A 24,291-nucleotide genomic window follows, 5' to 3' on the forward strand; every position below is an offset into this window, starting at 1 on the left:
TTAGCACTTGACGAGTAATCGTCTCGTGTTAATTTTGATCAACCATCTCGACAATTTCAAGGTTGATCTATGAATGAAGCACTTACAAAACATCTGAAAATCAGTCAGTTACCTGCCAGTTTTTGGGTTGAGAATGATTCGAGAAGTGTCATTGCCATGGTGCGTGGTGCTGGCGATGGTAGGCATCTGATCTACCTCACTTTCTTACTAATCAGTCGATATGTCGAGTCGCCACCAAGCATGGAGCAGACAATGTCTCGCTATGCAGATGTTCTTCAAAGTTCGCAGCGCCTTCAAAAATTTAATACAGATCGCCGTCATCTTGGACCTTTAGTATTTCTACACTATGGATTTGTACTGCTCTTTATCGTACTAAAGGGAAAGAAAAAATGAACCAGACTTACGACTCACAAATGTATCTTTCAAACGCAGTCACGACTTTGACCGAGTTTGTATCGCAATCAACAGGAACAGTAGGCGCCATTGTTTACATTGAAGACTTTGACTTTCATTCTGTTAGCTTCGAAGTCATCGAAGAATTCGAACTCTATCTTTTGAATAACACCAAATGCTTTACTGGCAGAGTTGCTGTCGATGAATATGATAGCTTTGTAGTCAATAACATTGATCGCTATCATCATCTCTGCAATGACTTGCTGCAATTTGAGCAGTCCAGCTCTGAAGTTCTGAACGAGTGCAAAACGACAATCAGCAAATTCGCATTTGCACAGTTCTCATCTCAACGGCGAGAGATTTCCGTACATCACAATCAACATCGCATTGTGCATCACTGCACGTGTCACATCTGCGCGGGCGATGGCGCGATCGCCTGCCCTTCGTGCGACACTACACAATACGAGCAATGCTACTCCTGCGGAGGTCACGGCAATCGCACATGTCAACACTGTGGCGGATGTGGATATCATATTGAGGTAGCGTACGATAGAGATTCAAGAGGGGAATCAGTGCGCCAAGAGATGGTCGTGTCGTGCTACTGCAATGGTGGGCGAAACACCTGTTCTAGCTGTGGAGGATGCGGAGAAACTCCTTGCACTACTTGCTCCAACGGCTATGTAAGCTGCACCAATTGCGACTCTACTGGATGGATATCGGAAGTTTTCTCAGTTAGTACTCGCGCAAACTACGAAATCTCTCACCGCGATACAACAGGCAGCGTACTTGATCGCATTAATTGCCTGTCCAACCAATTTATCGACAATCTTGGATTTCAGTCTCTCTCAGCTGACCATGCGCAATTATTGGATCGAGTTTTTGTTATAGACAAGGAGCAAACTACAATTCGGCTGATATCCCATTTTGCGGCACCGTCAATAACGCTTTGCACGACGGTTGCTCACGGCGATCACCGGCAGAATGCTACCGTCGAGATTTTTGGCGCAAAGTACTTTCTTCTGGACGCAGATAACATCCTTGGACCAACAGTCATGTGTCGATCTCTTGATCTTGCAAGATCGCGCAAGGGTCTAAGAAATGCGTTTCACAATCAGAGTCGAAGAACACTTTATGACGCAATTGCACAAATGCTTTCGCTCCCGATTGTGCAAAAAATATTTATGCTTCACTCCGAGGATCAGGCTAAATCATATGAGACCATCTCAAAATTAGTTCAATCCAGCGTCGCGCCTGATTTGATCGAAAAAATGATTGCCGATACAAAAACGCTTTTTGCCTTCATTAACCTGCGGCGATTCACGCTCGTAACGTTGGGTAGCCTACTGGGATATATCCTTTTCGGGTTGTCACTTTTCTTCAATCAGCGTGTTCATCACCTTGAGTCAGTGTTTAGCAAGCTCGGCGAAAACATTGTTTTCAACTTCACTACTATCACTTACTTCCCATGCGTGCTGCTCGGCATTCTGGTGTGTGAGAATTTTCTAAACAGTAGGCGGATGAAACAAGTCTTTTGCAATCAATATTTGTTGGCGCGACAGATTCAATCGATTGCTACACTGGGAGCATTTCATTCAAGATTCTTTATCGCTTTATTGACATTTTTGGTGGTTTTCTTTTTAGCGCTATAGGATCTTCCCATCTCTAGAGATGTTCACGCGCTTCGCTAGACGAGCATTCTCAACGTAGTATGTGCGAAAAACACGACACCAACGTTGCGAAATTTGCGGGACAGGACTATTCTTGGGAAAACGAGCTGACGTAATCAGCATTATCATCAAAATCATTTCATCAAGTCGCCTACTTCAGATTGCAGATTTCACTGCGATCGACTCTATGGCTTCTACTTAACCAAGTGATGGTCGCGCCAGTCGTGTTCGATACACACTGCATCTTCATTTGGGTCGACATTCAAATTCGATCTTCACAGCAAAAATAACAAACTCGTGGTGTTCGCTGAACGCACTCATCTTTTCTTCTTTGTTTTTGCCTGATCAACTATTGCCTTCTGCAATCAATCCCACACGAAAAGCCCTGCGGCTCAATCGTGCACGCCTCGCGCCCCCTTTTTTTACCGAACCAAAATTTACTTTTTTGAATATGGAGCAACAAATGAAAACCGATAAACAAAATCTAGTGCTGAATCCAACCAACTTAGTTAAAAAATCTCAATTCGTTCCGTTTCACCAAAAACTCAAGTGGATCATCGAGGAAAACGAGTCGACAGTTATCTTCTGTCCTGAAATCGATCAGTTTCCTAACAAATTTATGCTTGCCAAAACTCTGGACGACTCATTTCACACATTGAGAAGAACACTCAAATTTGGCATTGTGGAACCACGTAACATCAAAACAAAGCATGTGAAGGCACTTGTCTTTTTTTGGTACGACGATGGGGAATCCATTCGCGATATTGATCGAAAATTAGACGCCATCAAGATTCTTTGCCTTTGGCTGAACAAACCTGGCATGGTCAAATCAGCCGATTTCTATTTAGCTGAGCGTGATCGTTGAAATATAAATTTCAATACACGTAACGTAGATTGACGCAACTGTCTAAACTAATAAAGAGCGGACTTCTCCTGACTTTCTAAAACAATTTTTATCATTCAAGTTAAAATTGCTTGAAAGCTTGGGGAAGTCCACTTCAATGATTTGCCAGAGCGTCGTTCAGACCCTTATTCGCTACAAATCTCATAAACAAAGAATCATAACTTGAGTCGAAATCCTGTTCAATACAGTCAGTTAAAAGTCTTCCGCCGTATGCTGTATTTTATTTTTGTAGTGAAGACGGCGCATAAAATTCCTCATCTTCGCCATCAATACAATCTTCTTAGAAAGTGTCAGCCAATCCTTTGAAAAAATTAGAAATCAGCACCAAATTATTGGTGGCACCAATTTGTGCACTACTTGAATGTCCGCTGCGCTATCCCACCAAAGACCTTACGTGCAATTCCCTGCCAACTAAGTTGACAGTCCCCCCCAAGTTGCAAACGTTGCTTGGCCCTCGTCAATCGAGCAATTTCAGCATCAATTTTAATCGCTTCTGCTTCAGTGGACATAATACTGGCGCCGTCCTCGAGATTCCACCAATCTCGGGGGTTCGAAGGCTGGAAGATATCAATGCTAGTCTCATGCAAATATGCTCGCTCATGTATTGCTCGAGCCAACTTTTCCCTCTGCGTATTTCCTCCATGTTGTATAAATATAGCCCGTCCTGCAACGTGTTGCTGTCCCTTATATTCCCAGAAAAGCCAATCAAGAAGGCCTTTTTGATCTGCGTGTGCGGAATACCCGCGTAGTAGTGTAATGCTCGCCTTAATTCTGGAAATAGGGAAATTTATACCGTTTGCCCATACTAAATTTCCGGTATCACGTGTACGTTCTGATGGCGGCATTTTCATTACTTTGGCAAGTAGCCCACCAACAGACGCATCCGCGACATGCCCGGTCATGGCCACGATATTTTGCGAAGCACCTAATATTTTGGGAAGCCAAGATGCAACCGGTCCTCCGTCGCATGATCCCGAACTGGTTATTACGACACGTGGCCCCGCCGCCTGTCCTTCCAATTCGGATATTCGGCTAGGTAGCGGAGAAAGAATAGGACGCCAGTTCTTTGCAATTATGTTACCTGCAGTCGATGGAATAAATGAAGAAGTAGTGTTACTAGCGAAGGTTACCGTCAATAAGCGCAAACATTCTTTATATTGAGATGCATCGCTGCCATCCAGTCCGAATATGTCAAAAACCTGCTTTCCCAGCCAACGTGGACGCACCTTGCCCGACACTGTGCGCTCCTGCCTTTCAAAACCCTTCAACATTACTTTTTGGAGTTTGCAAGCAAGTGGTGAGTCCAGCATATAGGTGGCCTGTCGGTATTTTTCTGGATTCTCGGCAACAATCCAGTGCAGATCAAAAAGCACATCTTGCGTTCGTCCGAAGGAAAACGAAGGGAGGATCAATGTGCCTTTTGATTCGATCACTTTATCCAGCAATTGCCTGAGTTCAGAACGCCGAATCTCATTTGGCGACTGCACACTATCGCGCACAACTCCGCCGTATGTTGATTCGACCACAGCATAATCACAAGCTACTGGACTCATTCTAAAACGCAAAAGAGGTAAGCCTTCTTCGTTTTCGCCACTTGGGCCCAAGTCCCCAGAGAAAACCATGGATTTTTGGTCACCCGGCGGGCCCCAACGAACAACAACTGACACCGCGCCCATTACGTGGCCAGTGCGATAAAATTGAAGGAATAGATTGGTATCGATCGGCAGAAAGGTTCCAAGCTGTTTCTCGCTACCTGGCTCTTGCCACTTGATTACATCCACATCAGATCGATTGAATGGCGCACCTGGCTGACCAGCAGCATCTTTCAGAAGAAACTTGGCAATTTCTTCAGTTTCCTTGGTGCAATAAATTTGCCCTTTGAATCCTTTCCTGTAAAGCAAGGGAATCAAACCGCAATGATCAATATGAGCGTGCGTCAGCACAACGAATTTGATCTCGGCAGGATCAAAGGGCCATTCCCCAGAATTCCATTTATCTGCCGTCGTCTCACCTTGCTGCATTCCGCAATCAATCAGAAAATTCCAATTTTTTTCGATGTCGCGCAGCCATGTGCAAGATCCAGTCACTACTCCTAGCGGTCCAACAAAACAAACTTCCATTTCAATCTCCTCAATAAAAAAATTTCTGGAGATACTGTAAAAGACATGGATAAGTTAAGCAACGAGCCTTGCAATGCATTGCATCGTTGCATAATTCGTTGCATGCATTTTGGTTTTTGATTTATGCTATGGGATTGCCATCATCAGCTTGCACCATGCAAAATCTTATTACTCAAGCACGCGAAAGGCAGCACATTACTTCTAATGATGCTCTCGCACATGAGGTCATTCAGGCACATCCTGAACTTCCCCCTATGAAATCGCGTTCACTGTCGGCCAAGATCGGCTTACTCGATAAGGGTGATACAGGTTGGTGGAGAACGCGACCTCAGTGGGCCGAAGCACTAGCTTCGATTTTAATGATCGATGTTACCGATCTCGGTTTACATACGGCAACGTCAACTCATTCATTCGAAGTTCAAGAGTTTCCAGAACTTCCTCCCATTGACTTCCTAACAGAAGAATTGCCCAACTTAGGGCAAGCAAGAAGTAGCGATGAAATAGAAATAAGAAAATATGTAGGCTCAGACGTAATTGAAAATTGGGTGCCGTATCAATTACGACCTTCATCTGGCCGCGTTATCCCACCTTCGGGCGTAACGTGGCTTGAGATTTCTGATCAATTTTGTACCAAGCTTCTCACTAATTTTTTGCAAATCCGCTTCAAAAGAGAAGTTCTTTGTACAGCAGATTTGTCTTCTATCGTGGCTCGACTCCGCCGCCCGACTCCTGTTGTGATCAACCTCAGTCGGCGGCTGAATGCTGAAGACCTACGTCCCTTAATGGCTCTCCATGAACAGGGCGCGGTATTGATCATTTCCCCTTTTCCCCCACCACTGCGGGCTGACAGTCGATATGGTGATGACGTTGCGTGTTGGGAGGCAAGACAAGCTTCGGAGGATGAGCGCGCATTAAGGTGCCTAACGTCGAAATTAGGGTTTCACGATTATATTAAACCCCTCGTATGGCAGTTCAACACAGGCTGGCGGACAGACTTGTTGGCATGGATAGAAAAACGCGTTAGCCACTTTGGTCTGGACTCATTAATCAACGTCTCCCAAATTATGGATTGGCTCAACCGATTCGATAACGATGGCAATTTGTTTTGTCAATCATTGGATATCTTTTCGTTAGCGAGGCTTTGTCATCATAGTGGCGAAAGGGCACTGCCAAATTTCATCGAATTAGGTGCCGGAAACAAACTACTCGACAAATTTCGCCATGACTTAAACAGTCGAGACTTAGGCATCCTTAGGCGACTAGTAGCGTCGCGTTGGCTCAATCTTGAAACGGCTTGGAATGGGGCATTAAGCTGGGATGAGTGGCGTAGTTTAATCGATCAGAACCTCAATGTGCTCAGCGATCAGCTTACTGAGATTGATCTCCAGCGCTCATTAGATGCTGGTATTATAAATGAAGAGGCGAACGGATTGTTTGAGTTTGCGACGCCGTTACACGCCTCTTTACTTGCCCGGGATCTCGTTCGATCAGCAATCGCCGATGGCAATATCGAAATGTGGGGAGCCGCTGTTTTTGATGAGCCACGCAGGAAAATCATTGATACGGTTATCAATTCGCTACAGACTACTGACCTCGAATCGGCTGTCGACCGACTTACGACAAGCGATCCATGGTCACCAGCTTCAATAGGGGTAGAGGAAACGTTCTTTCAGGCGCTTTCCCGTCATGCTTGGAAGAGCGAGTTAAAACAAAGTATCGTTGATCGCATACTCAAAGCAATTTGGGCTCGCGAAACAACCTTCGAACAATTCGATGCTCCGCGGCTCTGGTCACGTCCTTACTCGGATAAATTGGGAGAGTGGCGTTGGATGCAAACCTGCTGGCGCTGGAGTTTAGGAGCACAGCGTCCTGCCTCGCTTAGAATTGAAGGACTCACTGCTGATTATTTTCCCGGTTGGTCAGATTCGGCAATATGGCCAGCCGTTCTACCTAGCATCCCCAGTATTGAAAGTGATAAAGAAAATACATCCTTGGCACTTGAGTGGAAAGAGTTCATGCGTCTGGCAATAGATCTTAGTGACAAGTTCGATCCTATATGGATTCACTGCTCAAAGGAAAGTAGCGATCCTCTTTTTGCATTGACACTTGCATGGGAAGGACAATGGACACCACGAACAGAGTGGTGGGAACATTTAATTTACCATCGATGGGCCGAAGAATTGTTAGTACACACAGTCACTTCGGGAGACAAAAAGGCTGCGGGATGGTTATGGCCTTCGTTTATTTCGGCTTTGACTAGGAGAGAAAAATTATTCAATAGGCCGTGTTTGTCCGAGGTTTGGCAATGGATTATGTCAACATTATCGCCCGAAGAAATACTTGAAGGAAGATCTGATCAAGAAATCGCACATCTGTGCGCTTGGGCACCCGACCTCCCCCCTAGCATTAGGATTCATTTATTGAATACCCTTCCGATAGAATGGAATAAACATGTAAAACCTTTAATTGAATGGTGCCCGGAGCAGCGCTGTGACGTGCTGCTCCGTTGGATGGAAGCATGCATTTCTTTTTATGACATTGATAATGGTATTAATATTGATATTGAAAAGAAAATTTGGAGTGCGAATCCCAACTATGCATTAAGGATTCTTGAAGACGTTGATGCGTTAAGTATCGATGCTGCCAAAAAGATGATTCATTGCGCGCCATCGGAGTTTGCATACGAAATTTCATCCATACTTTGTAAGCGCCACGAATTACTGGATCAGGAGGAGCGCATTCGCTGGGTCAAAAGACATTTGTGCACATCGGGGCGCCGAGCTCGACACATATTGTCTGTTATAAGCGGCAATTCGTGGTCTATAACATCTAAGGTCTATTAGATCTTGACTATTTTTCACCTACAAAATTTAACTTGCCGTTGCACTGAGGTTCGATTGACTAGCAAGAATGGCTGCCTGTTTTTGTAGCCCCTCAATTATCGACCCAACAAGGGAAGGAGGGAAGTTTGCGGGCAATCTTCCATACACGGACTCAACCACCTTTGGGACCTGTGCAATTACCTCTTCGATTATTTCTTCAGCATTGGTCGCACCAAGGCCTACTTGTTTTGCCATACTCGACCAGTGTCGGCGTTAGATACGCTGGAGATGATAGTAGTTGGTGTGGACTTCCCCTAATTTTGCAGACAACTCTTAACTTACAGATTATTGCTACTTGAAAGCCAGAGAACTAAATAAATCTCAGCCATAATTTCTCTACATCAATTGCCCACGCTTAGTGCATATAAATATTGGTGAACCTGCTTAAGATCCTGAATATCGCCAGACAGTATTTTTTCGAGTGCCGACTTTCCATTAAAAATAGGAGCATTATTCTTTGCAGACATCCACTTGTCTGATGCCGTCGAATCTGGAAGAAGCAATTGCAAATTTTCATAAATTCCCAAGATATAGGAAATACGCTGCATCGACTCGGTAGTCAACTCAGGAAATGCTTCCTCCCGATGATTCTTGCGCTCCTGATGACCTGCCAGCAGAATCAACGATTGCTCGTAAGACAGGCCCCAAAGTTTACAAATATCACGGAATACCCTTACACCTACCGAGTCTGACGTGATGCGTTTATCTGATAGATACGATTTGTTCATTGTGACCTCATATGTTTCGTCCGTCTTTCATATCGACGTAGATACACGGCTAAGCGTTCTACGGTCAACTTTAGTCTTCAATTGCGACAATCGAAACGTGCCGACTCGTTACAATTTTAGTTGATTCGCAGATTTTTGAACGCCCGCAAAAATTGATTCGGCTACCTTAGCAGGAAACGTCTTCGGCAGTTGACTGGCAACTTGCGTAATCGCATCCGATGTTTTTGAGATAATTTCGTCGATGAGTTCGGTCGCATCACTTCGCTGAAAGTGTTTCGCTGCCATTTGGTGAAAGTGGCGTGGCAAGATATCTTTGAAGTGATAATGCTTATTCTTTCCGCTGATCGACATTGCCATTTTCGTCTTATGATAGGCAAATTGATTTGCCCCCTCTCCCTCTACTGGCCAAATCGACATCACATCATATAAGGGAGCAAGTGAGTAACGCCCTTCTGGCAACAAACGGATACTGAAGTTCTTCGCATGCCCGTCCGGAGCAGCAAACATCCAAAATAAAATCTGTGTTTTTAAGAGCGTATCGAGATCCTCTCTTGCGCGCACTGATCCTCCAAGAATTGTAGCCAAATCAGCGAGGCTAGGCCCACCATCGCTTTCGTATTTAAGGAAAGAAGGTAGTCCTTTGACCTGACAAAAATCTTCTTGAGGCAATCGCATGATCCACTGCCCGGATGAATGCAGACGACGATCAAAACGTTCGACGCTCAACACTTTCTGTTCACCAAACTGAAGTAGATTGGTAGCAGCTACGGGCAAACCAAATGCAGCTAGTAAATGCATGCACAGCCACTCATTTTCTACTGAAGAACTAAAATCCGCCCGTCTTTGCCCGACCAATCCCAATGGCAATTTCAAGATATGTGTGGTCGGCGTCGCCCCATGAGGTCGCATCCATCGACCATCGTGAAACAGCAATGCGGTTTTCTCCTGCGCTCCGGCAAGCGAAACCCGCAATTCATCTTCATCATCGCGCCAACCAGGATTATCGCTAACCGTATAGTTAATCAATCTCTCAATTTCATCTTCTGTGAGTGGAGTTCCGCTGATTGTTTTCACATTTGAAGGTACTTCGTCTTCGTGCAAAAGTTGAACCGCGCCGACACAATCACGCCCTATCGCTTGGAGCAAATCGAAGGTAGCGGTGGATGCGGTTTTCATGCGCGTCGCGATCCGCCGCCGGATCGTTTCGCTATCGGGTAATAAATTATCGAAGTAATGATCGACTCGCTCTCCCTTCAGAGCTTGACCGCCGCTAGTGTATGGGAGGGATAGCGATAAGGGTCGACCGCTCGGCGAATCAATCCACGACTGTTCATAGATGAACTGTGACGGACCTCGTGTTGGAATAAGCCAGACACCAACACGTTCACCGTTAATCCAAGCTGAAAGTCCCTTCGAATGCGATTTGCGTCCCATATTTCACCACTCCGCTGTTTGATCACTGATTTGAGTCACAGAAGGTTTTGATTGCACGATCAATTCGAGGTCGAGTGCTGCCATCATTGTGAGTAACTGTCCGAGGCTGATTGAGGCTGGATCAAGCTCCATCGCCGAAATACGGCTTTGGCTAATCCCCAATTTGTCCGCCATGAGCGCTTGCGAAATTCGGGCTGATTTTCGGCTTGATTGCAGGATGTGGCCGAGCTGATCGGGTACACTTATCACTTGTTTCATTGCGACCTCTTGTTGGTTATTGCGATCAATACAAAGGACCGCCCTCATGGAAAACCAGCCCTCTTTAGCTGTTTAACGAATAAATTTATTTTACTCCCATAAGTGGTAAATACAAATTATTTGTTTAAATGGTATTTTTAACGCGAAGGGGCAGCGAAAAAGTGAACCTTTGCACCCAAAAATCGGCATTTTTCTGCTCTGTAATTCCCCAAACAAACGAGATTCTCGAGGAAAAAATTTTATTCGCCCCCCCTTGACGCGCATTCAAAATTGACTAGGTCGAATTTGAGTGCGCGCCAAGAAATTTAGCGCCCTTAGGCCTTCAATGAGCAACTTTTTACAGTAACCTATCTAGAAGAGAGTCAAAATCAGAATCAAAACTCGATTCAATACAATTAGCTAAAAGTATCTTCCCAAATTCAGGATTGTATTTTGGTAGCGAAGGCGACTCATAAAATGCGTCATTTTCGTTACCAAAATGGTCTTCACAAAAAGCATCAGCCAAACCATCAAAATTAGACATCAACACCAAATTATTTCTGGCACCAAGTTGGATAGTATTTTGGTCCTGCGCTAAGCCCAAGGCACAAAAGTCATCTTGCGTGACCTTATCTCTCGAAACAGATTCGACCTTTAACCAAATTGAGCCATTTCTGCAAAGTCTAAGTACTTCAGCGTCTCGCAACGATGTGACAAATTTTTTCAACTCACGTTTAATGATGCTAGGGTTAACTACAGTGCGATTTATCATTTTCATTTGTCCTAAAAATATTATTGAAAATTTCAAGTTTGTCTCAAAACCAAGCGACAACCTGCGGTTTGTTTAGAGAGCAAATCCAGTCTATCTCAATTTTTTCAAAAGCCACTATCGTATAAACTGCGAAAAATGGTCTATTTAATGCTGGCGCGCACTCAAAATTGAATATCAGGGGGCTGGATAAAATCGTCGATTAATTTTAGGAGAGTCCATTTACTCATTTGAATCTTGCTAGCAGCTGTAAAGCGACAATTCGCCACTTGGGTTATGCTGTTGCAAGCAATTCTCGATTCAAATCGAGGAAATTGTGCAATAGTTTTGTCACATGTAACCGGCCGAAAAATGGATGCGCCAGATTTCAGCAAGACTGAAGACTTTAAAGGTGTAACGTGTGTATTTTTCGATCTGATAACCAATTCGTATTCTGTCTACGAATATCGTCCCATAGCGTGCCGGGTTTCCACATAAATGGACACCCCGAAAAAAATACGAGACAAAAGAATTTCGACATATGATTTCGTTAATCACGTACTTATTCAAATTCTTATCTTTGTCGACCCCGATCTCTTTCCTTCTTACAAAGCTTCCAGAGGGGGACATGCCTCCAGCGGATATTAAAAAATTCTTTAACCCTGATTATTTAGCTTAACTCTGAAACAGAGACTACATTCGAAATGTCTGTCGTTCGTTTTCCACATTGGGATCAAGTTTTAAAGCCTGTTGCATACCTTTAAATACGCCCCCAACGGTCGTTTCAAGGTAAGTCAAGAACCCTGGCTTCTCTAATGTTCCTTCGAGCGTCTGTCCGTCGATAAAGCGGCGCATTTCATCTAAGAAGCGCTTAGATTGAATGATCTCTGGAAGTGCTACGATCGCGTTTTGGAGTAATTCCTCGTAATTTTCTGTTCTGTAGTCCCCCATCTTCTTCACGACAAGATCTGAGTTTAGGCGCGCACCACGCTGCGTTAAAAATGCAATGTCCCAAATATCGCGGTACCGGATATGTTTTGTGCTGGCAGGGAAGGCCAAAACCTTATCTGCCAAAATTTCATCGAGCGTCTCAACACGGACTAAAATGTTGGCGCCATAACCCATCAGAAAATCATAATTTTGCAGGACCGGCCGCAGCTCTTCGGTGTAGGCCGGGATATTTGCGATCTCGATCTTGATCCGCTGCCGAGGTAAATTTCGCTCACCAGGCGAGGTTTCAACGGTCACTTGCCATTTGCTGACAAAAGAAGACTCTTTTGGCTCCTTTACTTCGACTAACAATCCATACCTTTCGCCAATATGAGATTCGATTGCCGACTTAATTGCGCTAAGTTTGGCAGCATCAAAGTCACGACCGCCAGCGAAATCTAGATCCTCACTAAAACGATTTGAGTTCCAGCACAAGCGTAGAGAAGTCCCTCCCTGAAATACCAATCTGGATAAGAGATTTTCTTTTTCCAGTGCGGCAAAAATATCGTAATGAAGGATCTCTTTTTCTACAACTGGTCGCATGGCTTGTCGACCTGGTTGCGTCATAGCGAGATCAACCAGCGCCTTAAAGTCTTCCCTTTTCATCATGATCTTTCATATTCAGGTTGTGCCAATAGCGAGAGGTTACGCCCTACGCGCCGTAGATCCTGGCGCGCAGCTTCACGAGTAGCAATACGCAGCCGCCGTTCTTTATCAAAAACAGTGCGCTGCGCGATCTCAGAAAGCGATCGCTTCGTGTGAGTAAATTCCACCGTCCCATAATTTGTTTTATAGACACCGCGCGGGCCAGTCGTCATCAGGGTAAGCATGCTGACTGGAATCTGTGAAATATCTCCATACTCCGAAAGAATCGATTCTAGGCTTACATACGAGTAGGATCCTCGCCGCAATACCGCGGCAATATCTTCAATGACACGCGCTTTCTTCGACTTGGCCAGCGCATTGATATACACACCCTTGCACGGATATTCAAGAATGCCGGCACCGCGCAGACGCTCTAATGACTTCTCTAATGCTTTCTCTTTTTCATCGGGGAACATTTTTTGAATGTCATCGCGGGAAAAGACATAAACACCAGCTTGATCGAGCTCTTGAAATTTTCGAATGGCTTCAGGTAATTTCATAATGGAAATCTCAATATTCCCTACTTATTTATAGGGTTACATGAAACTTATTATATGTCAGATTCAAAAAATGTCAATTAAGTGATGATAAACCCTACTTTTATGGGGTAAAAACATGAATAATTAAATTTGTAGCATCATTCTCTTAAATTTGATAAGAGTCCTTATCGTTACGTAGATTTCCCCCTTCAAAATCAGGGCTTTTTTTTCCCGATACAAAAGTATATTTTTCTTGCTCCGCAATTCTTGGAAAACTCTAATTTCTCTGGGTAAAAATTTTTATCAAAAATAGCGAATTGCGGAGCAAAAATAGATCTAACCCGTTGTTTTTAAATGATTTAATCGAGGATTGAAAATCCTTGTGTCGGTGGTTCGATTCCGCCCCGGGCCACCAATATAGAAGCCGCTTAACGAAGAAATTTGTTAAGCGGCTTTTCTACAATTCTCACCGTTTTTCTACAATTCTTAGCTGGGTGGTGCAATCATGTTTCCTTTAAGCGCAACTTGGAATCTCCTAAAAACTTCTTATCGCCTACTAGAAAAACTAGAAGCAAACATTACATCAGAAGAAAAAGAAAAACAGGCTAAGAAATTTTCCGTACAAATTCAAGCGGAATACTTACAAGGAAATGATGCTCAGTCACTTGTAATACAAACGATTTTATCGTATCTGAAAAATTGGGGTATTGACATTTCGGAACTAAACATCCCAAAAGAAATCAAAATGGATTTACGAAAGGCAGAAAATAGAAGATCTATCAGTGTCAGCACTTCGACTGATATTCGAAAAGGGTTAAATTCGTCACCACGGGGGGATGCATTTAGGTTCGAAGGCGACAAGAGAGCTACCGCTAAAATATTTTCGAAGAAAGCCGCTGCCAAACCAATTGCGAAGAAGGCGACTCCCAAGCCAAGTGCGAAGACAGCGACTACCAAGCCAATTGCGAAGACAGCGACTACCAAGCCAATTGCAACGAAAGCCGTTGGCAAATCAGCAGCAAAGAAAACTACTTCTGTGCTGACGTCTAGAAAAGCTTGATCTTACCGTATGTGACTCACACGTAAAAATTCCAGGGCTTACAGTGATGTAAGCCTAAGCCTTATTTTTTGATTATTTGTTCTACAATTACCGGCCTTGCTCTACAATTTTCCTTGGATCTAGACCTATGCCTGAAGAATTAATAAAAAAAATTGCGGAAGAGATTATAACAAATGCATTATTTAAGAATTCCTTTTTTTATTTAGCCCTTATTGCGGTGTCTATCGTGAGTGGCGCAATTAGTGCATTTTGTGTTGCTTATTTAAAAAAACGTGGTGAAAATTTAGCCACCAAAGAAGACTTCGATAACTTACTGCAACAGCTAAAAATAAACACCACAGCAACTGAGAGCATAAAAGTTAAAATCTCTTCCGACTTTGCAGAAGCATCAGCACGAAAAGCACTCATCAGAGAGAAACTGGAAAATTTTATTGAAACAACATTCTTCGTTGAACATTGGCTCGAAAAATCTCGCAATGAACAATTGAAAAACGAAGAAAAAATTCTTGAATTCAGTAACTCGCAAATGTCCCGCCTTTTGGTCTATAAAATGACCTACTTTCCTGAAATTGAGCATGAACTGAATCAGTTTAACGATTCTGCAAACGCAGTATGGAAATGGAATTCCAATGTATTATATTTATTGAGGCGATCTAAAACGGATCCGACTATCGACTTAGATAAGATTGACATTCAAAAATTCGAAAAAGAAGAGCTGCTTGTGTTTCGAACTGCTGCGTTAAATCTTCAAAATGCTGTTCTCGCTAAGTATTCTGAACAAGCAGGGTTATGATTTTAATTTCGCCAAACAAGTATATACAAACACATTTTAATAGCTAGTAAAGCGATGCGCCCCAGCAAGGTCGGTATAATTGCGAATATTGACAAAAAAATACATCCATCCTAGATTGAATTGTGTATGTGGCTTCCCTGAAAATATGCCGACAAAAACTGCACAAAAACTCACGTAGTTACTTTAAACAGTCGCCTTTTTTTGACTTCGTTTCAACGGTTGTACTAAGTCAACTTTTCTATCTCTCGTATAGATTTCGGTGGTCGTTCGATTTTTATGCCCGAGCAACCGTTGAGCATGTGTCAAGTCATTAGTATCCGTCGCGGTCTTGGCGCGCAAATCACGAATCTAAAAACTCACTCCGGCTTTTTCTCGCGCTTTGTCAAATCTTGATCGTCGGGCAAAATATGTCAAAGTTTGACCACAATGATCTTGCAAGAGTGCTTGATTTATCTTGCCTCTAGGTTTCGCCAGAATCCGGTCGATCATAGCGTTAAGCTCGCCCTCTATCATAATTCTCAGCTTTTTTCCCGGTCTTGTTTCGTGAAATCGATAAATTCCCATCCGCTATATCTGAAACAACGATCTTAAGCACGTCAGCAGCGCGCTGGCCTGTACACAACGCCAAATCCATTGCGTCCTAAACTGTTGAATGTGCAACGCTCCAAACGGCCGCATATTTATCATCCGACACCCCACTTCCCATGTGAACGGTAAAGCGGAAATGTGAGCATGAAAAGGGTTAGTTCATTTATTAGTCTTAAATACTCAGCCTTTAAAAAATAGCCAAGCCACGCGTTTATTTGTTTGGAGTAAATACGGGTAAATCCTACCAGCACGTACGTTTTTAAAAAATGCTATACGACGTCAAGAACTGGGTCGCCAATCTGCATGAATCGGAGCGGGAGCGGCATAACAGGGATAAAACACTGATTTAATAGCGAATTGACGTCCCAAGACGACGACATTGCTTGCGACATTGGACAGACCAATTTAGAATAAACCTTGTCATTTTTATCCCCATCTACCTCACTTACCTTCTTAGATTCAATGAAAAAAGTTGCTGCAGCAGTCGAAACACTTGCCCCTGAACCACGCTTGTATCGCGTTGTCTCCGCCCGCATTCAACAACTGATCAAAGAGGAAAACATCGCCGCCGGTGAACGCTTGCCGTCTGAACGTGATTTAGCCAGCAAACTCAATGTCAGCCGCGCCTCTTTACGTGAAGCCTTGATCGCTTTAGAGCTGGGTGGCATCGTCGAAGTGCGTGGCGGTTCTGGTGTGTATGTGAGTGAGCAGGTGAAGGCTGATGCAGATGTTTTGGAAGTCGGCCCCGGTCCTTTTGAAGTACTGTCTGCCCGCCGTCTGATTGAATCCGAGATTGCGGCGATTGCTGCCAAAAATGCGACTGACTCGGCGATAGATGCCATCCTGAAAGCCGTTCTTGAAATGGAACGCCATCACGATAATCGCAATGAGAACGAAATGGCAGATAGAAATTTTCATCTCGCGATTGCGCGTGCCACGGGTAATAGTGCACTGGTGGGTGTGATTGAATACCTTTGGAATCAACGCGGCAGCTTGTGGCACAAGTTGAAAGAGCATTTTCAGACGGAAGAATTACGCAAGCAAACCCTGCTCGATCATCGAGCTATTCTAGAAGCAATTGCCGCGCATGATGCGAACGGCGCGAAACAAGCCATGCGTGCCCATTTGGATCGTGTTAGCCGGACTTTCTCACGCGGTTAAATTTAGTTCACAGACATTATCTCGTAGGGCGGGTACAACCCGCGCTGCTGGGGTGCTCGATGGGCTGGCGGCGCGGGTTGTACCCGCCCTACAATTTTCCCGACCATCCTGTGCTTCTTCGTAGTCAACATTCATCACAGCCGTTCAATCAATCTCAGATAACGTTCATCTCGGGACACCATTTGTGCAGCGTTCGCACAGTCCGACTCTCACACCGACAGCAAATTGACTATCATGACAACTAAGCCTCTTATGCTTAGAAATCAGATACTTATTTGAAAATATTCTTCCTCAAAAAGACCACATTCGGCTAGTCCACATTGCATATTTGGTCTTACCACATTAAAATGGCCTGACCAAATATTTATATCTCACCGATTTCAAAAACTAAACTCGAGACGACTATGAAACTTCAAGCAAAATTGTTGTGCGCCGTGCTTTGCACTCTGTTTATCCAGAATGCAGCGCTGGCAGATGAGAAGGAACGCAAGTTCCGCAACCCCGACAATCCCAACTTGGCCGACTCTGGCGAAGGCACTTACCCAGTGCCATACAAGAAACCTGTCGCGAAGGAAGTTACGGATGCTCTGCATAGAATTCGCACTTATCTGGAGTCGACTACACCGACCCGCGTAATCAATAAATCCACTGGTGCAGCGATCACTGATTTTAAAAAACCAATTAAGGAAGCAATCTTCGAACCGAGCAAAGGTGACTACGGCATCATGGTCTATGAGATGGGCGTAGTTCATTCGGGACTCTTGAAGGTGCGTGCTGCGACTAATGACAAACGCTTTACAGATATGACTGAGCGTCATCTTAGCTTCTTTGCGCAAACTAAGCCTTATTTCAAAGCCCAAGAAGATCAATTTCACCTAGAACGTGGCAATAGCTTTTCGCGTTTTTTAGATCCACGCTCATTAGATGATGCCGGCTCCATGTGTGCCGCGTTGATACGCGTTCGACTTGCAAAAATTGGCCCAGATTTGAATGACATGATACAAACTTGCAGCAATTGGGTCAGCAAACAGCAATTCCGTTTAAGTGATGGCACGCTAGCGCGCAAACGTCCGCAAGCGGTTTCTCTATGGGCGGATGATATGTATATGGGGATTCCCGCATTGGCAGAAATCGGTCGTTTAATCGGCGACAAATCCTACTTTGACGATGCAGTGCGTAATGTATTGCAAATGTCCACTTACATGTTCAACCAACAAAACAACTTATACACGCACGGCTGGAATGCAAACAATCCCGACGCACCACGTTTCTATTGGGCACGTGCTAACGGTTGGGCGGTGTTAGCAATGTCAGATTTACTCGATGTTTTACCGAAAGATCATCCTGGTTACGCGAAAGTATTAAACCAATTGCGTTTGAGTTTGAAAGGCATCGCCGAACAGCAATCAGGACAAGGCTTGTGGCATCAGATGTTAGACCGGCATGACTCCTATTTGGAAACTTCCGCTAGTGCCATGTTTGTGTACGCGATTGCGCATGCAGTGAATCAGGGCTGGATCAGTCCTAGTACCTGGGGTTCTATTGCCCAAGCGGGTTGGACAGGTTTATCTACTCGCATTACCGAGAAAGGTGAGATCGAAGGAATCTGCGTCGGCACGACCTTTGCCAGCGATCAGACTTACTACTATCACCGTCCGACTAGTGTCGAAGCATTACACGGCTATGGACCTATGCTGATGGCGGGCGCGGAGATTTTGCAGATGCTGAAAAATCCGGCTTTCAATGTCGAGCATAAAGTCAGAACGTATCACTACGTACCGACTGGTGCGGATAAGACAGACTATCGCGAACATCACTAAATCACACTTTAGGATAATCATTATGCGTCTTCAATGTAAAGCCATTGTACTCAGCTTAGGTCTACTTCCTCTTAGCTTATTTGCCCTGCACAGCCAAGCACAAGAACAATTGACGGTCACAGTCACGCATCAATTAAACGATGCGCGCCCATCCGAAACCATCACGATTCCATGGTCGCAGGTGAATCAATATTTGCCTCATGCTTTAATTCAAAGAATCGCCGTCAAGGATAAAAACGGCAAAGTATTGCCCTATCAAGTTACCAATGTCGCGCCTCAAGCGAAAGACCCGCAAGGCGTGGGTATCGCTTATGGTGAATTGATCTTTCAACACAACTTCGCCGCCGGTGAAAAAACAACGGTTTTCACGATAGAGAAAATTGATACGGTAGCGCCGGTGTTTGAAACCAAGGCTTTTGGTCGCCATATACCTGAACGACTCGATGATTTTGCCTGGGAAAACGACAAAATCGGCCATCGCACCTATGGTCTGGCCTTAGCCGCACCAGCGCCAGTGGGCGTGACCAAAGAAGTCTTAATCACTAGCGGCATCGACATTTGGTTTAAGCGCGTGCCCTACCCTATCGTGGATCGTTGGTACAACAAAGGGCATGACCATTATCATAAAGATGAAGGCGAAGGCTTAGACATGTACAACGTCGGTAAGTCACGCGGTTGCGGCGGCACTGGCATTTGGGATGGCAAGCAGCTCCATACCAGCATCAATTATGAAAAATGGAAAATTCTGGCCAATGGTCCGGTACGCACCGTGTTCGAACTCAGCTATCAAAGCTGGGATGCAGCGGGCGTAGCGATCACAGAAACCAAACGATTTACAGTAGATGCTGGTCATTATCTCGACAAAATAGAAAGCACTTTTCAGTACACAGGTGGTGCCGCATTGACCGCGGCTGTGGGATTAAATAAGACCCCATCGGACAAAGGTCAAGAACCAACAATCAGCGTAGAGAAAAATCTAAAATCAACCTCACTCTCACAATGGATACAACAGTCAACTAAAGGTGCATTCGGCACAGCGATTATTTTGCCGGCTGCCAATGAATATGCCGAAGACAATTTGAATCATTTAATTTTGGCTCCTGTGCACAGCGGCAAAACCATGACCTATTACGCAGGTGCGATTTGGGAGCGTTGGGGTGATATTAAAACTAAAGAAGCGTGGGATGCGTATCTGAGTAAGATGGCTGCGCGTTATCAAGATCCGATTAAGGTCAGTTTGCGTGGTGGTAAGAAATGAGCAATTTTCATCGTGACAGAAATTGAAACTTCTCGATACGCGACTCATAAAATTAACGCTGAACTGTTCCCTCTCCCGCAAGCGGGAGAGGGTTAGGGTGAGGGTGGCTCAGTGATGCAAAATCTCGAATTAACCATAGACCAAAAACTTCAGCATTCTAACGCTGGGAATTCTTTCAAAGCTATGCTGAACACCCCTCATCCCCTTCCCTTCTCCCGCTTGCGGGAGAAGGGAGTTTTGAACACCACAGAATACTTAACAAGATAAATACTCAAAAAACATGACTACCTCTATCAATATAAAACGCCGCAGCATACTGCGCTTCTCCAGCGCCGCCAGCCTGTTTGGCATCCCAGCACTCAGCTTGTCGCAACTGACAACAGCAACAGAAAGCGATCCATGGCAGCGTGCTGCGAGCATCGTTAAACAGTTTTCTAAACCAATCAAATTCGCCAAACGTGATTTTCCGATTACGAAATTTGGCGCAAAGACTTGTGACGTCATCACTGTCAATGCGCAAATCGCATCCGATACCGAAGGCGCTATTGATGGCGAAGTGTTGACACCAAAACCTAACTCCCACGATTGTTACGAAGCGATTAAACATGCGATACAGGCATGCAATAAAGCGGGCGGTGGTCGCGTTCTGATCCCAGCAGGGAATTGGTATTGCGCAGGTCCCATCCGTTTGCGCTCCAACGTGCACTTGCATCTGGCGGCGAATGCTCATGTGTTCTTCAGCGCCAACCCAGCCGACTATGCAAAATATGGCGATATCGATTGCGGTAAAAATGGCAAGCTGGTCATCTCGCGTTGGCAAGGCAATGACTGTTTAAATTATTCACCTATGGTGTATGCCTACGGTGAAAACAATATTGCGATTACGGGCGAAGATTGGAGCAGTATTTTAGATGGTCAAGGTGGCACTTTGTTTGAAGATGGTTCTGGCAATTGGTGGGATTGGAAAGGGAGAAAAAATCCTAAGAAGCCTATCCTCAATTCTGAAGTGAATGTGAACCCGAACAATCCAGAAAATCTCGATCTATTGGCACCATCGCTGACCGAAGAAGCAAAAAAACTAGTACAAGGCGTCGGTGATAAATGGCGCACAGATTCGCGCTTTTTACCGGCATTGTCTGAACTTGGCATCCCGACTTCTGCGCGTATTCTCGGCATCGGGCATTACCTGCGCCCCTGCATGATAGAACTGATATCTTGTACCAATGTCGAATTGAAAGGCTACAAGATCCAAGCAGCACCATTCTGGTTGCATCACCCAGTCAAATGCCGCAATGTGCACATCAGTAAAGTGAACATGGACAGCATGGGTCCAAATAGTGATGGCTTCGATCCTGAAGCTTGCGACACAGTACTTGTCGATCATTGCACCTTCAATACGGGCGACGATTGCATCGCGATCAAATCTGGTAAAAACCGCGACACCCAGTTTGGCCCGACGCGCAATATCGTCATTCAACATTGCGTTATGAATAGCGGGCATGGCGCCGTCACCTTGGGCAGTGAAATGGCGGCTGGCATCGAACATATCTACGCGCAAGATTTAGACTTCCGCAATATGCATTGGGATAAGGATGCTTTAAATACAGCGATCCGCATGAAAACGAATATGAATCGCGGTGGCTTTTTGCGACATTTTTATGTACGCAATATCACGATACCGAATGGCGTAAAAACGACTGCAGGATTCTATAAGCCTTTGCCCGATTCGCAAATTCCAGCGCAGACGGTTTCCTCTAGTGCAGGTGCAGTCATCACTATCGATTGCGATTACGCACCCGCTGACGATAGCGTACGCATACGTCCTCCTGTGATTTCCGATATTCACATTTCCAACGTCAAAGTCGGCACGGTGAATATCAATGGTGGTAATTACTCTGCTTACCAAGCGTTCGTCTTATTAGGCCCTGTCGCATCGAGTTATAACGGCAAGACGAAACAAGCAATTTTACCGATACAGAATGTCAGTATACGCAACTGTGATTTCGGTACCGTGCGTAATCAAAATGCACCTTGGTTCTTGCATCATGTGCAGAATCTACAGTTGGAAAACATCAAGATTAACGGTAAAACTTACACCGAGACTTTATCGACTTAGTTTCTCTCGATATCATCGGATCGTGCACCTCGCACGGTCCGATGATGAAGATATAAAAGTGGCTAAAGTCTAATCTTCAACAAATCACAGCGCATCGTGAATCAGTTTGATGCCCGAAATTCCTAGCAAACCTGTTGCCAAGGAATAGAAATAGCGCTCAGGAATCACTCGCAGCACATGCAAACCCATCCATACACCGAGCGGTGCAAAAATCGCCAGGCAAGCGGCGATTTGCAAACTATCCAAAGTGAAAAAACCGAGTGCGAAGTAAGGTAGTAATTTACCTGCATTCACCACGGTAAAAAACACTGCTGTGGTCGCGACGAATTGCTCCTTCGCCAAATTTTTCGCCATCAAATAAACCAAAATGGGCGGCCCACCGGCGTGCGCCACCGTGCTGGTCACACCCGAAACCGTGGCACAGACGCGTGCAAAAAATTTACCGGGTTGTTGTTGCCACCGCAGACGTTGGCGCAGTTGAAACATCCTGTCCAACATAAACGCCACAGCGATCACGCCTATCATGCCTTTGATAAGTTTGTCAGAAAACACGCCCATCGCGAACGAGCCCAGAACGATACCGAGTATTCCACCAGGTAAGATAACTTTTAACTCCGCGAGTGACCACTTTTTCCAATACGCTTTCACGCCGAACACGTCCATCACACACAGGATTGGCAATAAAACTGCGACAACCAATCGCGGTGGCAAAAATCGCCATCAAAGGTACGCCCACTCCTCCCAATGCGCCACCAAATGCAGATTTCGAAATACCCGTGATCAAAATAGCGGCGGCACAAATTATCCAAGCTAGCAAACTCATTTCATGCATAACAGGCATCCACGAGCGAGTTGATACTTGCGCTCATTCATCGCGATGCTGCTTTCGGTATTCCATTAACCATATCCCAATCTTGTTCATTGAACGCCGCCTGCGTCATCTTGACTTTCGGATAGCTACTGACCTCGCGTTCGTCATTGATAATCGTTCCACGACCTTCGGCGATATAAAAAAGTATGCGGACATCATCAGCATCTCTATCCCAAGGACGAGCGCCAGCATAACGTAGCAATTCTGTTTCGACATCTTTGGTTGGCATTGTTAGCAAACCTTCTGGCCACTCGATAGGCGCTTCTTTCACCAATAATTGTGCACGCGTCTGGCCATAGCGCCCCAACATCGGTAAAGGCACACCGAATTGATCGACCGCGATATTGTCTTTCTCAAAGTACGCTAAATCGCCGTCACCACCGAGGCTGACCAAAGGCAGTCCTTTTTTTGTGGAAAGGCCGCCGCGCATCACATTGCCGACCACATTCAATTTACCCAACTGATACGCATGCTCGCCCCACTCCAATGCCATTAGATTGTAATGAATCGCTTTTGCGCGCGGATTGTAGATGAGATTATTCACCACACTCGCTTGTACACCGCCTTTGAGTAGAGGATTGCGTTCTACATTGTGTGCCCAAATATTGCGGTAAAAAACGATCTGCGTGACATTGTCATGCACTAGGCTGCCTTTGGAATGCTCACCCTTGCTATGACTGGACTCAGCTAGTCCTTCTGCCGCGATATTGTTCGAAAACATGATGTGGTGGCTGGTGCCGCTACGCCAATCATTCGGTGTCTCGCCTTTAAAACGCGGGCCCGATGCCGACATGTTTTCATCAATCGCCCAGCTGATGCTGCAATGATCAATCAACACATGATGCGCGGCCGAAATATTGATGCCGTCCACTTCCCAGCCGCTCGCTTTGGATTGGCCGTCTGCGCCAGTACGCACGCGCAAATGTTGAATGATGGTCTGTGATGCACGTATATTGATACCACCACGAATCAAAGTCACACCAGGGGCTGGTGCTGTTTGCCCAAGTATCGTCAAGTAAGGCTCAGTCACTTGCAAAACACTGCGTTCAAGATCAATCACTCCGCCAACTTCAAAGACGACAATCCGTGGCCCTTTCGTCTCGAGCGCGGCACGCAAAGAACCTGGCCCCTCTTTGTACAAGTTCGTGACACGTAATACTTGTCCACCGCGCCCGCCTTGTATAGACGCTAGCCACGGCATATCGGCGGAGTACGCATATTGCTTTTGTTGCGATAAAAAATCGGCGGCACTGACGTGGGCTGATATCAAGAGAGCGAAACAAAAAAATAATAGGCGCCATCGCTGCCAATGAATTCTATTCGCTGAATACAAGTGAAACATCGTCATTCCTTCGTGCACATTAATCCCATAAAAAAATTACGCGGCATAACAAGGT

The 24,291-nt window shown here is 45.1% G+C and carries 20 protein-coding genes and 1 tRNA gene; 11 read left to right on the plus strand and 10 right to left on the minus strand.

Annotated features, from left to right (window positions below; genetic code table 11):
- Positions 1–69: 69 nt before the first annotated feature.
- The 3 genes from H8K52_RS06785 (at position 70) to H8K52_RS06795 (ending at position 2,925) form a co-directional block, all read left to right on the plus strand.
- A complete protein-coding gene (locus H8K52_RS06785) occupies positions 70–393 on the plus strand; it encodes a hypothetical protein (RefSeq protein ID WP_186922130.1) in 324 nt (107 codons plus the stop codon).
- A complete protein-coding gene (locus H8K52_RS06790) occupies positions 390–2,042 on the plus strand; it encodes a hypothetical protein (RefSeq protein ID WP_186922131.1) in 1,653 nt (550 codons plus the stop codon). The genes H8K52_RS06785 and H8K52_RS06790 overlap by 4 nt, the downstream gene beginning before the upstream one ends.
- Before the next feature lie 481 nt (positions 2,043–2,523).
- Complete coding sequence (locus H8K52_RS06795) at positions 2,524–2,925, plus strand: hypothetical protein (RefSeq protein WP_186922132.1); 402 nt, start codon at positions 2,524–2,526, stop codon at positions 2,923–2,925.
- A 392-nt stretch (positions 2,926–3,317) separates the two neighbouring features.
- Here the strand turns inward: H8K52_RS06795 and H8K52_RS06800 are convergent, their stop codons facing one another.
- Positions 3,318–5,084: an MBL fold metallo-hydrolase gene (locus H8K52_RS06800; protein ID WP_186922133.1), complete on the minus strand. Its 1,767-nt coding sequence runs from the start codon at positions 5,082–5,084 to the stop codon at positions 3,318–3,320.
- 155 nt (positions 5,085–5,239) lie between these two features.
- Between H8K52_RS06800 and H8K52_RS06805 the strand changes: the two genes are divergently transcribed.
- Entirely contained in the window at positions 5,240–7,927 is a 2,688-nt protein-coding gene (locus tag H8K52_RS06805; RefSeq protein ID WP_186922134.1) for a hypothetical protein, read from the plus strand.
- A 380-nt stretch (positions 7,928–8,307) separates the two neighbouring features.
- Here H8K52_RS06805 and H8K52_RS06810 read toward each other — a convergent pair whose 3' ends face one another.
- The 6 genes from H8K52_RS06810 to abiEi all read right to left on the minus strand — a co-directional run bounded on the left by H8K52_RS06810 (position 8,308) and on the right by abiEi (position 13,248).
- A complete protein-coding gene (locus tag H8K52_RS06810) occupies positions 8,308–8,694 on the minus strand; it encodes an antitoxin Xre/MbcA/ParS toxin-binding domain-containing protein (protein WP_186922135.1) in 387 nt (128 codons plus the stop codon).
- A 108-nt stretch (positions 8,695–8,802) separates the two neighbouring features.
- Positions 8,803–10,128: a type II toxin-antitoxin system HipA family toxin gene (locus H8K52_RS06815; RefSeq protein ID WP_186922136.1), complete on the minus strand. Its 1,326-nt coding sequence runs from the start codon at positions 10,126–10,128 to the stop codon at positions 8,803–8,805.
- A 3-nt stretch (positions 10,129–10,131) separates the two neighbouring features.
- A complete protein-coding gene (locus H8K52_RS06820) occupies positions 10,132–10,386 on the minus strand; it encodes a helix-turn-helix domain-containing protein (protein ID WP_186922137.1) in 255 nt (84 codons plus the stop codon).
- Between the two features lie 337 nt (positions 10,387–10,723).
- Positions 10,724–11,173: a hypothetical protein gene (locus tag H8K52_RS06825; protein ID WP_186922138.1), complete on the minus strand. Its 450-nt coding sequence runs from the start codon at positions 11,171–11,173 to the stop codon at positions 10,724–10,726.
- A gap of 633 nt (positions 11,174–11,806) precedes the next feature.
- Positions 11,807–12,709 carry a nucleotidyl transferase AbiEii/AbiGii toxin family protein gene (locus H8K52_RS06830; protein ID WP_222613711.1) on the minus strand — a complete coding sequence of 301 codons (903 nt, stop codon included), beginning with the start codon at positions 12,707–12,709 and terminating at the stop codon, positions 11,807–11,809.
- A complete protein-coding gene (abiEi, locus tag H8K52_RS06835; protein ID WP_186922140.1) occupies positions 12,709–13,248 on the minus strand; it encodes a type IV toxin-antitoxin system AbiEi family antitoxin in 540 nt (179 codons plus the stop codon). The genes H8K52_RS06830 and abiEi overlap by 1 nt, the downstream gene beginning before the upstream one ends.
- Before the next feature lie 325 nt (positions 13,249–13,573).
- On the opposite strand from abiEi, the gene H8K52_RS06840 reads away from it, so the two are divergent.
- The 4 genes from H8K52_RS06840 to H8K52_RS06855 all read left to right on the plus strand — a co-directional run bounded on the left by H8K52_RS06840 (position 13,574) and on the right by H8K52_RS06855 (position 16,829).
- Positions 13,574–13,642, plus strand: a tRNA-Phe gene (locus tag H8K52_RS06840).
- Positions 13,643–13,732: 90 nt separating this feature from the next.
- Positions 13,733–14,287 (plus strand): hypothetical protein, encoded by a 555-nt coding sequence (locus H8K52_RS06845; protein WP_186922141.1) that lies wholly within the window; start codon positions 13,733–13,735, stop codon positions 14,285–14,287.
- 127 nt (positions 14,288–14,414) lie between these two features.
- Positions 14,415–15,080 carry a hypothetical protein gene (locus H8K52_RS06850; RefSeq protein WP_186922142.1) on the plus strand — a complete coding sequence of 222 codons (666 nt, stop codon included), beginning with the start codon at positions 14,415–14,417 and terminating at the stop codon, positions 15,078–15,080.
- Positions 15,081–16,130: 1,050 nt separating this feature from the next.
- Positions 16,131–16,829, plus strand: coding sequence for a FadR/GntR family transcriptional regulator (locus tag H8K52_RS06855; RefSeq protein ID WP_186922143.1), 699 nt, complete (start codon positions 16,131–16,133; stop codon positions 16,827–16,829).
- Here H8K52_RS06855 and H8K52_RS21035 read toward each other — a convergent pair.
- Positions 16,818–16,964 carry a hypothetical protein gene (locus H8K52_RS21035; RefSeq protein ID WP_222613712.1) on the minus strand — a complete coding sequence of 49 codons (147 nt, stop codon included), beginning with the start codon at positions 16,962–16,964 and terminating at the stop codon, positions 16,818–16,820. The two genes, H8K52_RS06855 and H8K52_RS21035, sit on opposite strands and share 12 nt — an antisense overlap.
- Before the next feature lie 269 nt (positions 16,965–17,233).
- Between H8K52_RS21035 and H8K52_RS06860 the strand changes: the two genes are divergently transcribed.
- From H8K52_RS06860 to H8K52_RS06870, 3 genes are all read left to right on the plus strand, one after another.
- Positions 17,234–18,649: a glycoside hydrolase family 88/105 protein gene (locus H8K52_RS06860; RefSeq protein ID WP_186922144.1), complete on the plus strand. Its 1,416-nt coding sequence runs from the start codon at positions 17,234–17,236 to the stop codon at positions 18,647–18,649.
- A gap of 22 nt (positions 18,650–18,671) precedes the next feature.
- Complete coding sequence (locus H8K52_RS06865; protein ID WP_186922145.1) at positions 18,672–19,907, plus strand: DUF4861 family protein; 1,236 nt, start codon at positions 18,672–18,674, stop codon at positions 19,905–19,907.
- Positions 19,908–20,187: 280 nt separating this feature from the next.
- Entirely contained in the window at positions 20,188–22,023 is a 1,836-nt protein-coding gene (locus tag H8K52_RS06870) for a glycoside hydrolase family 28 protein (protein ID WP_186922146.1), read from the plus strand.
- Between the two features lie 84 nt (positions 22,024–22,107).
- Here H8K52_RS06870 and H8K52_RS06875 read toward each other — a convergent pair whose 3' ends face one another.
- Together H8K52_RS06875 and H8K52_RS06880 are read right to left on the minus strand one after the other, a co-directional pair.
- Positions 22,108–22,734, minus strand: coding sequence for a sulfite exporter TauE/SafE family protein (locus H8K52_RS06875; protein ID WP_343044143.1), 627 nt, complete (start codon positions 22,732–22,734; stop codon positions 22,108–22,110).
- Positions 22,735–22,892: 158 nt separating this feature from the next.
- The gene (locus tag H8K52_RS06880; RefSeq protein ID WP_186922148.1) at positions 22,893–24,164 is read right to left on the minus strand and encodes a pectate lyase family protein; all 1,272 of its coding nucleotides are present in this window, start codon (positions 24,162–24,164) and stop codon (positions 22,893–22,895) included.
- Between the last annotated feature and the right edge of the window lie 127 nt (positions 24,165–24,291).

It is taken from the genome of Affinundibacterium seohonense (assembly GCF_014284305.1).
GTDB lineage: Bacteria > Pseudomonadota > Gammaproteobacteria > Burkholderiales > Burkholderiaceae_D > Undibacterium > Undibacterium seohonense.

What these genes read in the sequence shown, in the direction of transcription:
- H8K52_RS06785 (WP_186922130.1), top strand. Translation starts at nt 70, where the DNA reads ATGAATGAAGCACTTACAAAACATCTGAAAATCAGTCAGTTACCTGCC.
- H8K52_RS06790 (WP_186922131.1), top strand. Translation starts at nt 390, where the DNA reads ATGAACCAGACTTACGACTCACAAATGTATCTTTCAAACGCAGTCACG.
- H8K52_RS06795 (WP_186922132.1), top strand. Translation starts at nt 2,524, where the DNA reads ATGAAAACCGATAAACAAAATCTAGTGCTGAATCCAACCAACTTAGTT.
- H8K52_RS06800 (WP_186922133.1), bottom strand. Translation starts at nt 5,084, where the DNA reads ATGGAAGTTTGTTTTGTTGGACCGCTAGGAGTAGTGACTGGATCTTGC.
- H8K52_RS06805 (WP_186922134.1), top strand. Translation starts at nt 5,240, where the DNA reads ATGCAAAATCTTATTACTCAAGCACGCGAAAGGCAGCACATTACTTCT.
- H8K52_RS06810 (WP_186922135.1), bottom strand. Translation starts at nt 8,694, where the DNA reads ATGAACAAATCGTATCTATCAGATAAACGCATCACGTCAGACTCGGTA.
- H8K52_RS06815 (WP_186922136.1), bottom strand. Translation starts at nt 10,128, where the DNA reads ATGGGACGCAAATCGCATTCGAAGGGACTTTCAGCTTGGATTAACGGT.
- H8K52_RS06820 (WP_186922137.1), bottom strand. Translation starts at nt 10,386, where the DNA reads ATGAAACAAGTGATAAGTGTACCCGATCAGCTCGGCCACATCCTGCAA.
- H8K52_RS06830 (WP_222613711.1), bottom strand. Translation starts at nt 12,709, where the DNA reads ATGAAAAGGGAAGACTTTAAGGCGCTGGTTGATCTCGCTATGACGCAA.
- abiEi (WP_186922140.1), bottom strand. Translation starts at nt 13,248, where the DNA reads ATGAAATTACCTGAAGCCATTCGAAAATTTCAAGAGCTCGATCAAGCT.
- H8K52_RS06845 (WP_186922141.1), top strand. Translation starts at nt 13,733, where the DNA reads ATGTTTCCTTTAAGCGCAACTTGGAATCTCCTAAAAACTTCTTATCGC.
- H8K52_RS06850 (WP_186922142.1), top strand. Translation starts at nt 14,415, where the DNA reads ATGCCTGAAGAATTAATAAAAAAAATTGCGGAAGAGATTATAACAAAT.
- H8K52_RS06855 (WP_186922143.1), top strand. Translation starts at nt 16,131, where the DNA reads ATGAAAAAAGTTGCTGCAGCAGTCGAAACACTTGCCCCTGAACCACGC.
- H8K52_RS21035 (WP_222613712.1), bottom strand. Translation starts at nt 16,964, where the DNA reads ATGAATGTTGACTACGAAGAAGCACAGGATGGTCGGGAAAATTGTAGG.
- H8K52_RS06860 (WP_186922144.1), top strand. Translation starts at nt 17,234, where the DNA reads ATGAAACTTCAAGCAAAATTGTTGTGCGCCGTGCTTTGCACTCTGTTT.
- H8K52_RS06865 (WP_186922145.1), top strand. Translation starts at nt 18,672, where the DNA reads ATGCGTCTTCAATGTAAAGCCATTGTACTCAGCTTAGGTCTACTTCCT.
- H8K52_RS06870 (WP_186922146.1), top strand. Translation starts at nt 20,188, where the DNA reads ATGACTACCTCTATCAATATAAAACGCCGCAGCATACTGCGCTTCTCC.